At 53.2% G+C, this 13,999-nt stretch carries 14 protein-coding genes; 10 read left to right on the forward strand and 4 right to left on the reverse strand.

Translation table 11 applies throughout. The annotated features are described in order from the left end of the window. Positions 1–13 precede the first annotated feature (13 nt). Both ACT3TR_RS06490 and ACT3TR_RS06495 read right to left on the reverse strand, forming a co-directional pair. Positions 14–1,603 carry an ABC-F family ATPase gene (locus ACT3TR_RS06490; RefSeq protein ID WP_441685931.1) on the reverse strand — a complete coding sequence of 530 codons (1,590 nt, stop codon included), beginning with the start codon at positions 1,601–1,603 and terminating at the stop codon, positions 14–16. Between the two features lie 85 nt (positions 1,604–1,688). Beyond that, on the reverse strand, positions 1,689–2,552 hold the full coding sequence (locus tag ACT3TR_RS06495; RefSeq protein ID WP_444624937.1) for a sirohydrochlorin chelatase: 864 nt from the start codon (positions 2,550–2,552) through the stop codon (positions 1,689–1,691). A gap of 170 nt (positions 2,553–2,722) precedes the next feature. Between ACT3TR_RS06495 and ACT3TR_RS06500 the strand changes: the two genes are divergently transcribed. Beyond that, positions 2,723–3,331, forward strand: coding sequence for a gamma-glutamylcyclotransferase (locus tag ACT3TR_RS06500; RefSeq protein WP_444624936.1), 609 nt, complete (start codon positions 2,723–2,725; stop codon positions 3,329–3,331). 2 nt (positions 3,332–3,333) lie between these two features. On the opposite strand, the gene ACT3TR_RS06505 is transcribed toward ACT3TR_RS06500, so the two are convergent. Both ACT3TR_RS06505 and ACT3TR_RS06510 read right to left on the reverse strand, forming a co-directional pair. After that, positions 3,334–3,861: an HPP family protein gene (locus ACT3TR_RS06505; RefSeq protein WP_441685937.1), complete on the reverse strand. Its 528-nt coding sequence runs from the start codon at positions 3,859–3,861 to the stop codon at positions 3,334–3,336. 174 nt (positions 3,862–4,035) lie between these two features. After that, positions 4,036–4,329 (reverse strand): hypothetical protein, encoded by a 294-nt coding sequence (locus tag ACT3TR_RS06510; protein ID WP_441685939.1) that lies wholly within the window; start codon positions 4,327–4,329, stop codon positions 4,036–4,038. 539 nt (positions 4,330–4,868) lie between these two features. Here ACT3TR_RS06510 and dctP point away from each other — a divergent pair. From dctP to madM, 9 genes are all read left to right on the forward strand, one after another. After that, positions 4,869–5,918 (forward strand): TRAP transporter substrate-binding protein DctP, encoded by a 1,050-nt coding sequence (gene dctP, locus ACT3TR_RS06515; RefSeq protein WP_441685943.1) that lies wholly within the window; start codon positions 4,869–4,871, stop codon positions 5,916–5,918. 62 nt (positions 5,919–5,980) lie between these two features. Further along, a complete protein-coding gene (locus ACT3TR_RS06520) occupies positions 5,981–6,472 on the forward strand; it encodes a TRAP transporter small permease (RefSeq protein WP_444624935.1) in 492 nt (163 codons plus the stop codon). Further along, positions 6,469–7,746 carry a TRAP transporter large permease gene (locus tag ACT3TR_RS06525; RefSeq protein WP_444624934.1) on the forward strand — a complete coding sequence of 426 codons (1,278 nt, stop codon included), beginning with the start codon at positions 6,469–6,471 and terminating at the stop codon, positions 7,744–7,746. Before ACT3TR_RS06520 ends, ACT3TR_RS06525 begins: the two co-directional genes overlap by 4 nt. A 121-nt stretch (positions 7,747–7,867) precedes the next feature. Then, positions 7,868–8,515, forward strand: coding sequence for a M15 family metallopeptidase (locus ACT3TR_RS06530; RefSeq protein WP_444624933.1), 648 nt, complete (start codon positions 7,868–7,870; stop codon positions 8,513–8,515). Positions 8,516–8,654: 139 nt separating this feature from the next. Then, on the forward strand, positions 8,655–9,416 hold the full coding sequence (locus tag ACT3TR_RS06535; RefSeq protein ID WP_444624932.1) for an SDR family NAD(P)-dependent oxidoreductase: 762 nt from the start codon (positions 8,655–8,657) through the stop codon (positions 9,414–9,416). 391 nt (positions 9,417–9,807) lie between these two features. After that, a complete protein-coding gene (locus ACT3TR_RS06540) occupies positions 9,808–11,115 on the forward strand; it encodes a malonyl-CoA decarboxylase (RefSeq protein WP_444625063.1) in 1,308 nt (435 codons plus the stop codon). A 27-nt stretch (positions 11,116–11,142) separates the two neighbouring features. Further along, complete coding sequence (locus ACT3TR_RS06545) at positions 11,143–12,684, forward strand: malonate--CoA ligase (protein ID WP_444624931.1); 1,542 nt, start codon at positions 11,143–11,145, stop codon at positions 12,682–12,684. A 96-nt stretch (positions 12,685–12,780) separates the two neighbouring features. Then, positions 12,781–13,221: a malonate transporter subunit MadL gene (gene madL / locus ACT3TR_RS06550; protein ID WP_096277559.1), complete on the forward strand. Its 441-nt coding sequence runs from the start codon at positions 12,781–12,783 to the stop codon at positions 13,219–13,221. Positions 13,222–13,236: 15 nt separating this feature from the next. Continuing rightward, on the forward strand, positions 13,237–13,998 hold the full coding sequence (madM, locus tag ACT3TR_RS06555; protein ID WP_096277556.1) for a malonate transporter subunit MadM: 762 nt from the start codon (positions 13,237–13,239) through the stop codon (positions 13,996–13,998). The last annotated feature ends 1 nt before the right edge of the window (position 13,999 follow it).

Here is a 13,999-nt window from a genome sequence, read left to right on the forward strand (position 1 = left end):
AGCGTGTTATCCCTTAAACAACGCCTTGACTGCGCAGGTAGTCGTCATAGCTGCCGCTGAAATCGACAATGCCTTCCGGCTGCATATCAATAATGCGCGTGGCCAGCGATGACACAAACTCACGATCGTGGCTCACAAACATAAGTGTTCCGGGGTAGTTTTCCAAAGCCAGGTTTAACGCTTCGATAGACTCCATATCCAAGTGATTGGTCGGCTCATCCATCAGCAATACGTTGGGCTGAGTAAGAATTAACTTACCAAACAGCATACGGCCCTGCTCACCACCGGAAATCACCTTCACCGACTTGCCGATATCGTCGCTGGAAAACAGCATCCGCCCTAGTGCGCCGCGAACTACCTGCTCGCCACCATTGGTCCAGCTAGACATCCACTCAAACAGCGTAGCGTCGACGGCGAAATCATCGCTATGATCCTGGGCAAAAACACCCACATCCGCCGCTTCCGTCCATTTCACTTCGCCAGCATCCGGGTGCAACTCGCCAGCCAGCGTTTTAAGCAGCGTGGTTTTGCCGATACCGTTGGGCCCGATAATGGCAATACGCTCACCGGCTTCAACGGTCATGGATAAGCGCTTAAACAGCGGCGCGTTGTCATCGTAGGCTTTGGTAATCGCATCCACATTCACGGCGTTACGGTGAATTTTTTTAGCCTGATCAAAACGGATAAACGGACTAACGCGACTGGAAGGCTTAATGTCTTCGAGCTTGATTTTATCGATTTGACGCGCGCGCGATGTGGCCTGCTTGGCTTTCGAGGCGTTGGCAGAGAAACGGCTAACAAACTGCTGAAGCTCGGCAATCTGAGCCTTTTTCTTGGCGTTGTCCGAGTGTTGACGCTCACGAACGGCGGTAGCAGCGGTCATGTAATCATCGTAATTACCGGGGAACAGGGTAATCTCGCCGTAATCCAGATCCGCCATGTGCGTGCATACGCTATTCAGAAAATGGCGGTCGTGAGAAATGATGATCATGGTGCTGTTGCGCGCTTTAAGCATATCTTCCAGCCAGCGGATCGTGTTGATATCCAGGTGGTTGGTAGGCTCATCCAGCAGTAACACATCAGGATCAGAGAACAGCGCCTGGGCCAGCAACACGCGCAGTTTCCAGCCGGGTGAGACTTCACTCATCGGGCCAGTATGCTGTTCAATAGGAATACCCAAACCCAGCAGCAGTTCGCCAGCGCGCGGCTCGGCGGTATAGCCGTCCAACTCAGCAAAGCGTACTTCAAGATCAGCGACGGCCATGCCGTCTTCTTCGCTCATTTCTGGCAAGCTATAAATACGCTCACGTTCAGCGGCTATCGACCACAGCTCAACGTTGCCCATGATCACGGTGTCGATCACCCGCTCGTTCTCAAACGCGAACTGATCCTGGCGCAGTTTACCTAGCCGTGTGCTGCTATCCAGCATCACCTGGCCGGAAGAGGGCTCCAAATCACCACCTAAAATTTTCATAAAGGTGGATTTTCCGCAGCCGTTTGCGCCAATCAGGCCGTAACGGTTGCCGTTATTGAATTTAACGGAAACATTTTCAAACAGGGGCTTAGCCCCAAACTGCATGGTGATATTGGCGGTTGCGATCACAAAAGGAGCCCAGTTAGCGTGTCATTTACTATACGAAAGGCTCGCGATTCTACGCGCTCTTGGGCGCGTATTCATCCACCATCCGTTAGTGGTTTCCGGCAATTGCCGGAATATCGAGCAGAAAGCGTTCATCATCAATCGCTTGGCGCAATCGAGTGATCAAAATATCGACAATGCCAGGATGCTCCCCCACAAGCCGAGTAACGCTGATCTCTAAGTGTGAATACCGCTGCTGGGCCGCTGCGTAAATCTCAGCAATGTCACCACCCTCACCTGCATGGCGTCCTGGTGAAAGGAACAGCATGGCTAAAATAACCGGGCCTACACTGAATTCAGGCGAGTCCAGCAAGCGTTCCAACAGCGGCTCGTTAAAGCGGTACTCCTCACCCTCACGGCGCTCCATAGAAGCAGCGGTAACGCTAGTAACATCCTCGCCCAGCAGCACGCTAAGCTGCCCCGCTAAGCGATTACGTACAGCGGTGACCGCAGGGATCGGGCTGCCGTGATCGACCAAGGCCACGCGAGGCGCGGTGCCGGTCGGGTACTTTTCGCGCACGTTATCAGCCAGTAAATGAGCAAGGCGCAGATCGTTATCGCCTCGCTCATCGACCAGCGGCTGGGCCACACGTATCTTAACGTGCGGAAAGCGCGCCTGTAGTGTAGCCATGCGTTCAGGCAGGTAGCCGGTGAGAGCTTTACTCGGACCGAAAAAAAACGGTAAAACGATAATCTCCGTTGCCCCCTGCTCGGCACTGCGCTCAGCGGCGGGGCCAAGCGTCGTCGCGGGGATACCCTCAACGTCTTCCACGGGAATCTTATTGGAGTGCAGCAGCGAAGCAGCCTGTACGTTTTCACCCATTCGTTGGCTAAGTAAAGATGCCACGCGACGCAAATTGAGCGTTGCCTGCGGGCGTAACGAACCGTTATCCACCAAAAAAATTGCGCGCATGCCTGCCTCCTGCCGCCGTTAGATAAGCGATCACCAGTGACATGATAAGATAGGTTATTGCTTTATAACGCACTGGCTCGCGCTGTTGTTTACAAAATCATAAGTATTTACAAAACCATAGGTATTTACAAAACTATAGGTATTTAAAAACCATAGGGTGCTTGATAACGATGTTAGATACCACAGCCCTTAATCAGCAAAGAAACTTCTTCGATGGCCATTCGAGCATATGGCTGTTCGGCTACGGGTCGTTAATCTGGAAGGCGGACTTTGACTATCTAGAGCGCCGTTCGGCGTATATTCACGGCTGGGAGCGGCGATTTTGGCAAGGCTCCCACGACCACCGCGGGACTCCTGAAGCACCAGGGCGTGTTGCCACGCTGATTCGTGCCCAAGGAGCAGTTTGCCACGGCATGGCCTATCGCATTACGCCTGACGTACTCGCGCCACTGGATAGGCGGGAAAAAAACGGCTATTTGCGTGAAAAAGTACCGCTCACCTTTGTTGATGAGAACGGCGATGAGAATGGCGATGAGAATGGCGATGAGAGTGGCGAGGCAACTGAGCAAAGCGAAGGACTTATTTATTTGGCCAGTGACGACAATCCGGCCTTTCTAGGTGAAGCACCGCTTGCCGATATTGCCCAGCAAATTGCTCATGCACACGGTCCCAGCGGCGCTAATAAAGAGTACTTACTAAACCTTGCAACCGCCCTACGTGAACTGGGCGCCGAAGACGCCCATATCTTTGCGTTAGAACACCAGTTGAAGCTTCTTTAACGTTACCAGTAGCTTGGGTAGCGGCGATGTCGGGCAAGATTATTAACTAATATCGCGATGATCAGCATCAGGACGCTGCCAGCTCCGATCGGCAACAGCGGGTACCACCAGCCCAATTGATGAACGCTCGCACCGCCCGCCACAGCAATCAATGCCGCTGCCGCTCCTGGCGGGTGGACCGTGTGCGTTAACTGCATGCCAAGCACCGATAGCGATACGGCCAGCGACATGGAAAGCGGAGAAGTACCCAGCAGTTGATAGCACGCAACGCCAATTCCTGCCGACAGCATACTGCCAAATAGGACGTGGCTTGGCTGCGCAAAAGGGCTTTCAGGCGCTGCATAAATCAGCACTGACGTTGCCCCAAAGGAACCCACAATTAGCAGTTGCTGCGACAGCCACGCTGAACTGAGCAAACAAATGACGGCCATACCGGTAAAGGCGCCAAACCAAGACCAACATGCATCCTGCCAACCCACTCGAGCACGCTTTACCCGTTGCCCCCGCATCTTGCCAAGATAAGTTTTCATCGCCATCGCTTTGCACAAAATTAGTGCGACATAATGGCAAATTGCACCAAATAGGCAAATGACAATTGATCATAGCGTTATGAATGAAGTTCAGGCGCTTACCGTCAGTGCGAATTAACGCTTTTCACACAAGTACTTAGCAAGCTTAATTAAATCCCAAGATCGCAATTCGGATTACATCATCAACCACGAGAGGATAAATAATCCCAGTAAAGTGCGCACAATACCGCCTATCAGTGAGCCACGTAGAAATGCACGCAGCCCACCCCATAGGATCAATAGCCCGACGATCAACACGGCAATGCTGAAAAACGAATCGTTGATACCTAGAGACCGGGTGAGGCCATCAATAAAATCACCGAAGGCACCAAAGAAGTTGGTGAAAATCCCTAGCAGGAAATCAACCACCACGCGGATTGCTTCGCCGATGGTTTCACCTATTTCGTCAAAAAAGCCGTTTTCCTGCATGTAAAACCCCTAAGCATAGCCATTGCGATGTTTTTGCATTGTCGGCTAAAACCTGGCGTGGGGCAAAGCAAATGCTCTGCGCACAGCTACTCGCCTGCTGGCAACGGCATGCACGCCACTCAGGCGGGGCAGTTACTAGCTCAGCACTTCCACACCCAGCGTGCCCAAGAAGAGTCGGTTCTATCACAGTTTTAAGCAACTCCGTAGCAGTACTTAAAAACGTTGTACGCTCAGGCATCGGCGTCACATTTATGCGTGAACTCACTATTGTTGACGAACATGAATGAACAGCGCACGAGCGCAGATTGTCAGCCTCCACGGCCAGAAGCTTACCGTCGCCGCCCACACCTGCGTGTAACACTTGCGCCAGGAGATGCATTTTTTTCTGCCAACACACCACGCCTGTTGTCTTCAAGGCAACGCCTCAGGTATTGCATAGTCAACACATCAATGCATAGTCTTCTAGTGTAATGATAAAAAAAATCGACTCAGGTAAATCTATAAACCTGCCATTTATGATAATAAGCAAGGAGATCTAGATGTTACCGTCCCATTTTATGCCCAAACTGCTAACCGGCGCCTGCCTGATTGGCTCTGCTTTAATGGCAGGCACTGCGTTCGCTGCCACTACCATTAATCTAAGCTACAACGGCGCGCCTGACGAAGAAAAAAACGCGGTTCACGTCTTTGCCACTAACTTAAAAGAGTTGGTTGCCGAAAAGACAGGTGATGAAATTGAACTGCGTCTTTTCCCTAACAGCATGCTTGGCAGTGAAGAAGACCGCATGGAACAAACCATGCACACGCCGATGCTTAACATAGCGTCCTTCGCAGGTGTTTCTCCATTAGTCGATGAGCTTTTCGTTAGCGCCATTCCGTTTCTGTTTGACGATTTCGGTGCTGCCCGCACCTTCTTTGATGAAGGCGATTACTGGCAAGAACTAACTAGCACACTTCAGGAGCGTGCCGGTATCGATATGCTGACGGTAGTTGAAGAAGGCGGCTTTTTGGCGTTCACCAATAACGAGCGCCCAATCAGTCACCCGGATGATTTTGAAGGCCTGCGTTTCCGGGCCATGGACCCGAGCCAAGTAGCGCTTTATGAGTCCTTCGGTGCGTCCGGCACGCCCATTCCGTGGACCGAGACTTACATGGCCCTGCGTACCGGCGTTGCCAACGGGCAGATGAACCCGCCGATGTATATTGCCCTTGCCAGCCTCTATGAAGTACAAAAGTACCTAACGCTTGCCAACATCCAGTATTCCGACCAGTTCCTAGTGGGTAATAGCGACATGATCGCTAACTGGGATGACGAGCTTCGCGCTACGTTTATGGAAGCGGTTGCCGAGGCCAACCACAACGCCCGTGAAGCCAACGAGTCTCAGGTCGATTCGCGCATTGACTACCTGGAAGCGCAGGGTATGGAAGTCATTCGTCCTTCACATGACGATCTGGAAGCATTTCGCACTATTGGTCAGCCCGCTTACCTCGAGTGGCTTGCTGAGCGTGGTATCGAGCAGCGTTGGATCGATATGGCGCTTAAAGATGCGGGTATGGGCGAGCTGAATAACTCATCAGCCACTGATTGACGCGTAACCATCAGGGCCGATTAACGTCGGCCCTTTCCATTCGTGCTTTCGGAAATACTCTCATGCTGACCTCGCTTAGACACCGTCTGCTGGCGATTAGTCGTCCAGCTACACTTACCCTCGCGGGCGCTTTGCTGTCCGTTAATGTATTCGCCATTTTATATGGCGTTGTAATGCGCTATGTCGTTGGCGGCGCGCCTATCTGGACCGACGAGCTATCGCGATTTTTGATTATCGCCACCGTAATGCTGGCGGCTGGCGCCGTTTGGTCCGAAGGGGGACATATGCGTGTTGGACTACTGGAACGCTTGCTGCCAGCGCCCGTGGCCCGCCTACTGCATGTGTATCAGTGGCTGCTTACCTTACTCATCGCCCTGGGCGGCGCCGTTATTAGCTATCGCTATGCGCTCTCAGTGAGTATGTTCACCTCGTCAGGGTTGGGCATTAGCCGTTCAATACCGCTTCTTTCACTTCCTTTAGGTTTTGCCTTGCTTGCCTGGCATGCTCTGCTATACGGGCCAGCCCCTCTTAAAAACGTGGAGGAAACCGTATGATTTTAACCATGCTGGGGGTTTTCCTTGTCCATGTACTGCTCGGGCTGCCACTGTTTATCTCGCTGCTGGTAACGGCCATTGTCGGATTTATCTTTGTTGACCCTTCAATGATTCCACGCATGCTGCCGCAGCAGTTTTTTGGCGGCATCAACGTGTTCTCCTTAATGGCCATTCCGCTGTTTATTCTGGCGGGTAACTTAATGAATGCCAGCGGCCTTACCGAGCGCCTAATGGGCTTTGCACGGTTGATGGTTGGCCATCTGCGTGGCGGTATGGGGCACGTCAATGTGGTGTCGAGCGTGTTCTTTGCCGGGGTCAATGGCTCAGCCGTGGCCGATACCTCAGCGCTTGGTTCGCTCTTGGTTCCAGCGATGGAGAAAGAAGGCTATTCGCGTTCGTTTGCCGCGGGTCTGACGGCCGGTAGTTCGCTCATTGGGCCGATCATTCCGCCCAGTATTTTCATGATTTTATATGCGTCGCTGACCAATACATCCGTTGGCGACCTGTTTCTTGCCGGTATTATTCCCGGCCTGCTGCTAGGTATTGCCTTTATGGGCATGAACGCTTGGTATGCTTGGCGCCACCGGCTACCTAAAAGTGGTCGCCTGCCTACTCTTAAAGAACTGACGGTCACATTTGTAGCCGCTACTCCCGCACTGATAGCGCCGGTGATTATCGTGGCCGGCATTGTGCTTGGATTTGTAACGCCGACAGAGTCTGGCGCTTTGACAGCCCTGTATGTCGCGCTGTGCGGTGTCGTGCTAGGCGGCCTGCGGCTAAGCCATTGCTGGCAGGCGATGGTCGATACCGCTCGACTGACGTGTGCTATTTTCTTGATTATGGCAGCCTCGGCGACCATTAGCTGGCTACTTTCATACGCCCAGGTACCAGCCCAGTTCGTCTCGCTACTGACACCTTACGTCGACAACGCGATTATCATTTTGCTGTTGCTTAGCGCCATCACCTTTTTGACCGGCATGTTTATGGAAGAGGTGTCAGCATTAATGTTGCTGACACCTATTTTTGCTCCAGTCGCCATGATCGCAGGTATCGACCCAGTGCACCTGGGCATCATCATCACGCTCAATATCACCATTGCGTTAATTACACCGCCACTGGGCGCCTGTGTATTTGTGGCGGCCGCCGTGAGTCGATTAGAGATTGTGTCACTGTTTAAAACAATCTGGCCCTTCGTCCTGACCGCTATCGCGGTGCTGTTACTGATTATTTTCTTTCCAGCGCTTGCGCTCTGGCTGCCCACTTACCTTGGATAAGACAATGCTTGTACCTTCGAGCTTTGATAAGGACTTGTCTCCTATACCGTGCCACCCAGCCCCCCAATGGAGCAAAGTAAGCAGTTTGCCCATAACCGATAACGGGGAGAGATTACTGCCCATGAGCCTGGCGCCCGCCCCTATCCGCGTGTTTCCTGCCTACTCACGACTAGGAATACCTGGCGCTGTACACGAGTGCTTCGTTCGCGAGAGCGTTTACCGAGCGCTAGTGGCCGCGGCCCGCAGCTTGCCCGGCGGCATCGGGCTGATTGTGCTGGACGGATGGCGTCCATGGAGGGTCCAACAATACTTATTTGAAACGCTACAGGCGGCCATTCAAACCCGTCAGCCTGGGTTGACGGAAAGCGAGCTGCTAGCCCGCACACGTGAGTTTGTTTCCGTGCCAAGCACAGATCCCAGTGCGCCAAGCCCTCATCTGACCGGCGGAGCAGTGGATGTCACGCTTTGCGATGATGATGGAGTGCCGCTAGACATGGGCACACTGTTCGATGAAACGCTGCCCGCTTCCCATACCGATCACTTCGAGCAATTGGACAGCTTAACAACAGCGCAGCATCTGGCTCGCAACAACCGCCGCTTGCTCTACCATATTATGGCCAAGCAAGGGTTTACGAATTTACCCAGCGAATGGTGGCATTATGATCTGGGCGATCAGCTGTGGGGCCACTATTCAGGCAATACCAGCGCTTATTTCGGACCAACACAGCCTGAAACCATAGAAAACCGCTGGCGACGCACACTTGATTAGCTTGATGGCATTCAAAGCTGACGTTGAACGCTCAATGTGAAAGGCCATGGCAAATGGCTATCAAGCCTTCATTAAGCATGGCTAAACAGGCTACATTAGGACTGAACCTATTTGCCGCCACAATGAAGGAGTTGACGCAATGCCTAGTGTACTCATCACCGGTGCTACTTCCGGCTTTGGTAAAGCCGCCGCCCAGCGCTTTGCTAAAGCAGGCTGGTCACTGATTCTTACGGGACGCCGAGAAGAGCGCCTCAAGGCACTTGAAAAGGAGCTTTCTGAGCATGTGCCCGTGCTAACGTTAACGCTCGACGTACGCGATGGCGCCGCAGTGGCCGACGCCATTGGCAATCTGCCAGAAAGTTTTTTGCCGCTCACCTGTTTAATTAACAATGCGGGTCTAGCGCTAGCGCCAGAACCGGCGCAAAAGGTGGACCTGCAGGATTGGCACACCATGATCGACACCAATATCACGGGGTTGGTCAACGTGACTCACGCAGCGATGCCGTTACTGCTTAAAACCGGAGCTGGTGCGAGCATTTTGAACCTAGGCTCTGTCGCGGGGCAGTGGCCCTACCCAGGCGGTCATGTGTACGGTGCATCCAAAGCCTTTGTCCAACAGTTCAGCTATAACCTGCGCTGTGACCTGCTGGGTACCGGCGTGCGCGTCACCGACCTTGCCCCCGGCATGGCCGAAACCGAGTTCACGCTGGTAAGGACGAAAGGCAACCAGGCGGCTTCCGACGCGCTTTATCAAGGCACCACGCCACTCCAGGCAGAGGACATTGCCGAGCAGCTTTTCTATCTGGCAACCCTGCCTGCGCACATCAATATAAACCGCCTTGAAATTATGTCGGTACGCCAAGCATGGTCATCCTTTGCGATTGATCGCGATCCTAAATAGTTAGCCCTCGCTACCGCAGCGTTATCCACGCGACCACGTCATTGCTTACGATAAGCCATGGCATGGTCGCTTAGTGCTTCTCTAGCGCCTCTCTAGCCCTGCTTTTCGCCCCGCCCTTCCCTGCATCTAGCGCCGTCATCTTCAAAAATGCACGTCCCGTTTAGCTAGCCTCTAACACTAGCTATTAACACTAGCCGCTTAAAACTAGTTGGTTAAAACAGTTGCTTAAAAAGCCGGCCGCATTCGAGCGCCTTCGCCAAAGGTCGGGGGGTGTCTGCCTTGACTAATATATTTCAAAAGGCTATCTGTTATATATATCAATTGCGAATGATAAATTTATTAATCATTTTATTGGAATCACCGTTTTTAATGTCGAGGTTGGCGCATGAATATGAACATGTCGTTTTTACAGGACCTGCTTTCCAACATTAGCATGCGCACCCGAGGCCGAAGCAGCCTGTTCGGCACGCAGGACAAGAGCGCCAGTTCTTTGCAAAACCTGATATCGGCTTGCGATACGCTGATGCATCGTGGCGGTGAGGCCTCGCAAATTCTGACCGCCCAGCGGGCACTGGAGCACTATCGACGCTTAAACGATGAGGAGAAGCTGGCCTTTTTCACGCTGCTAGCCGACGCTTACTCAGCTGACCCTGCTCCTATTCATGCCGCTTACCAGCTGTATTGCGAGCATCAAGATAACGCTGCTCTGGAGCGCCTCTTTAACGCCTGTGAACCACGCCGGCAAGATTTACTACGACGCCTGAATCTGTGCCCTGGCGGCACCTTTGAACTGGTTCACATGCGCGCCGATTTGCTTAAACGACTCAAGCAGAATCCTGAGCTTTCAGCCTTGGACGCAGACTTTGCTCATCTGTTCGCGTCTTGGTTTAACCGTGGTTTCTTAGTACTAGAAAGTATCGATTGGAATACACCGGCAGCCGTTCTGGAGAAACTGATTAGGTACGAGGCCGTGCATGAGATTGGTGACTGGCATGACCTGCGCCGCCGACTAGACCCTGAGGACCGCCACTGCTACGCCTTTTTCCACCCTGCTACCGGCGATGAGCCGCTGATTTTCGTTGAAGTAGCGCTGTGCCGCGGCATTCCTGGCAACGTGCAAAAAATACTCGAACACGGCGAGGAAGTGCCGCTAGACGAGGTGGATACAGCGGTGTTTTACAGCATCAGCAACTGCCAAGCGGGCCTTAAAGGCGTCTCTTTCGGCAACTTCCTGATTAAACAGGTGGTCCAAGAGCTCAGCCGGGAACTGCCTCAATTAAAGAATTTTGTCACGCTGTCGCCAATTCCTGGTTTCTCAGCTTGGCTGGATCAGCAGCTGGAAAGCCCGCAGGCTGGCGAGGAAGATGCGCCCGATAGCGGCACTCAGAAAGAATTGTCGCGCCTTGCCGCCACGTATTTAGTCAACGCCAAACATCGCAGTGGTCAGCCGCTAGATCCCGTTGCGCGTTTCCACCTTGGCAATGGCGCCAGCCTGCATCGTATTAATTTTCAAGCAGATCTGTCCGCAAAAGGCTTGCAGCAATCTAAGGGCCTGATGGTCAACTATCTCTATCAATTAGACCGTATCGAACATAATCACGAGACCTTCAGCCGCGACTACAGCGTGGTATGTACTAGCGACATTCGGCGCTTGGCCAGTCAAGCCAAACAACCATTGAGCTTAGAGCCCAGCGCCTGAGCGTAACGACAACAAGAAGGAGTCCCCATGAGCGACAACCTTTATTTACAGTTTTACCCCCATTTCGAGCGTCAGCCCAACAAAGTGCTAATGCATACCCAGGAAGGTACTGACTACCGTTACGCTGATGTGCTTGCCACCAGCCGCCGCATGGCTAGCGTGCTGATTTCCTTAGGCATTACGCCCGGTGATCGGATTGCGGTACAGGTCGATAAAAGCCCTGAAATCGTCATGCTTTATTTAGCATGCCTGCAAATTGGCGCTGTTTACCTTCCGCTCAATACCGCCTATACCAATAATGAAATTCACTATTTCCTCAGCGACGCTGAGCCCCATGTGTTTATCTGCCGCCCACAGGATCACGAGACAATTCGTGTGACCGCCGAGCAGTGCGGCGTCACGCACATTGAAAGCCTGGGAACGCATGCTGACGGCAGCTTCATGGAGAAGGTGGCAACAGCAACACAAACGCAGGAGGTTTGTGAGGTGGCTGGCGATGATCTTGCGGCTATCCTTTATACGTCAGGCACGACCGGCCGCTCTAAGGGCGCGATGCTCAGCCACACCAACTTGGCATCCAACAGCCAGGCCTTGACCCAAGCCTGGCAGTATAGCGAGCACGACCATCTTATCCACGCCCTGCCCATTTTCCATACGCACGGCCTATTCGTCGCCTGCAATATCACCCTGCTTAACGGCGCATCCATGACATTCCTGCCCAAGCTGGATGTCGATCAACTGATTGATTTAATGCCACGCGCCACCGTATTAATGGGCGTGCCGACGTTCTATAGCCGGCTGCTGCAATCGCCGCGTCTCAGCCGTGAGGTGGTCAGCAACATGCGTTTGTTCATCTCAGGCTCGGCGCCTTTACTGGCGGAAACTCACGAAGCCTTCGAGCAACGCACCGGTCATGCCATTCTTGAGCGATACGGCATGACAGAAACCAATATGAACACGTCCAACCCTTATCAGGGCAAACGCCGCCCAGGCACCGTGGGCATGCCGCTATCGGGCGTGGAAATACGTATTGCTGACCGTGAAAGCGGTGCCTCACTCCCTCAAGGGGAAACGGGCATGGTGGAGCTACGTGGACCCAATGTGTTTCAAGGCTATTGGCGTATGCCTGAGAAGACCCAGACTGAGTTTCGTGACGACGGCTTCTTCATTACCGGCGATTTGGGCTGCATCGACAAACACGGCTATCTGAATATCGTTGGCCGTGATAAAGACTTAGTTATTTCAGGGGGTTACAACGTCTATCCTAAAGAAATCGAGCTTTTGATCGACGATCTCTCCGGCATCTCAGAATCAGCGGTGGTCGGTGTACCGCATGCAGACCTGGGTGAAGGCGTTATCGCCGTTGTAGTTCGCGAAGCGCAAGGCGAGGTTAGCGAAGCAAGCATACTGGCGGCCTTGAGCGATCAGTTGGCGCGTTATAAACAGCCTAAGCAGGTCTTCTTTGCGCCCGCACTGCCTCGCAATGTGATGGGCAAGGTACAAAAAAACCAGCTGCGCGATACCTTCGCCGATACCTTTTCATCAAAACAGACCGCTGCCAACGCTTAATACTAGCCTGCGCCGTAGAGGCAAACCGGGAGAAAACCACTGCGGCTAAAACTTTTTCAATACCATGCAAAATAAAGATAAAACAGGATGTTACCTATGGTGATCTACGGAGTTGCCCTCCTCGCAGGGTGTATGTTAGTTGGCCTATGGGCCGGAGATGTGCTCGGCATGCTGCTGGATATCGACTCTAATGTCGGTGGCGTGGGTATTGCGATGCTGCTGCTTATTTTTATCGGCGGCTACCTTAGTGACAAGAAGAAACTGCCGGCCAGCACCGAGAGTGGCATTACGTTTTGGAACGGTATGTATATCCCCATTGTGGTCGCCATGGCGGCCAGCCAGAACGTCGCGGCAGCCATTGATGGCGGCCTGATTGCACTGTTCGCAAGCCTTGTTGCCGTTGGCGCTAGCTTTGCCTTGATTCCTCTTTTTGGTCGTTCAAGCAAGAAAAAGCCTTCATCAGAAGCGCCTTCGACCGCGCAGGATCCGCTATCCGCTCGCTCCGTGGCGAGCAGCCACTCACGCCCTACGCGCTAAAAAAAGGCCATATTTATGCTTGAATCACTGCTTACCCAGCTGGAAAAACAGCACCTGATTGCCGCCTTCGCGCTGGTCGGCGGGGCCATGTACCTGTCTTATATTGTCAGCGATAAGCTAACCCGTGGTCGCGTCCATGGATCAGCCATCGCTATTATGGTCGGTTTGATACTGGCCTACGTGGGGGGAGTCGCGACCGGCGGTACGAAAGGACTTGCCGATATCAGCCTATTCGCTGGGCTAGGGCTGATGGGCGGCGGCATGCTGCGCGACCTAGCCATCATCGCCACGGCGTACGGCGTTCGTTTTCAGGAGATCCGCGAAGCCGGCATGAGCGGCGTGGTGGCCTTATTTCTAGGCGTGATAGTGTCGTTCGTTGCAGGTGTTGCGGTTGCCTACGCCTTCGGCTATCGCGATCCGGTCACCTTAACCACCATCGGTGCAGGTACCGCCACGTATATCGTCGGCCCAATTGCCGGTGCCGCCATTGGCGCCTCTTCCGAAATTATTGCGCTCTCCATTGCCGCCGGTCTGTTCAAATCAATATTGGTCATGATTATGACGCCCATGCTGGCACGTCATATTGGTTTGGATAACCCACGTTCGGCCATGATCTTCGGCGGCCTAATGGGCACTACCAGCGGCGTTGCGGCAGGGCTTGCGGCAACCGACCCCAAGCTTGTTCCTTATGGCGCGATGACGGCAACGTTTTACACCGGACTTGGCGCATTGCTCGCGCCGTCGGTGCTTTATCTAGCCGTTCGCGCCATTTTCTAAC

The organism is Halomonas sp. AOP12-B1-6 (assembly GCF_052379225.1).
GTDB classification, from domain to species: Bacteria; Pseudomonadota; Gammaproteobacteria; order Pseudomonadales; family Halomonadaceae; genus Vreelandella; species Vreelandella casei.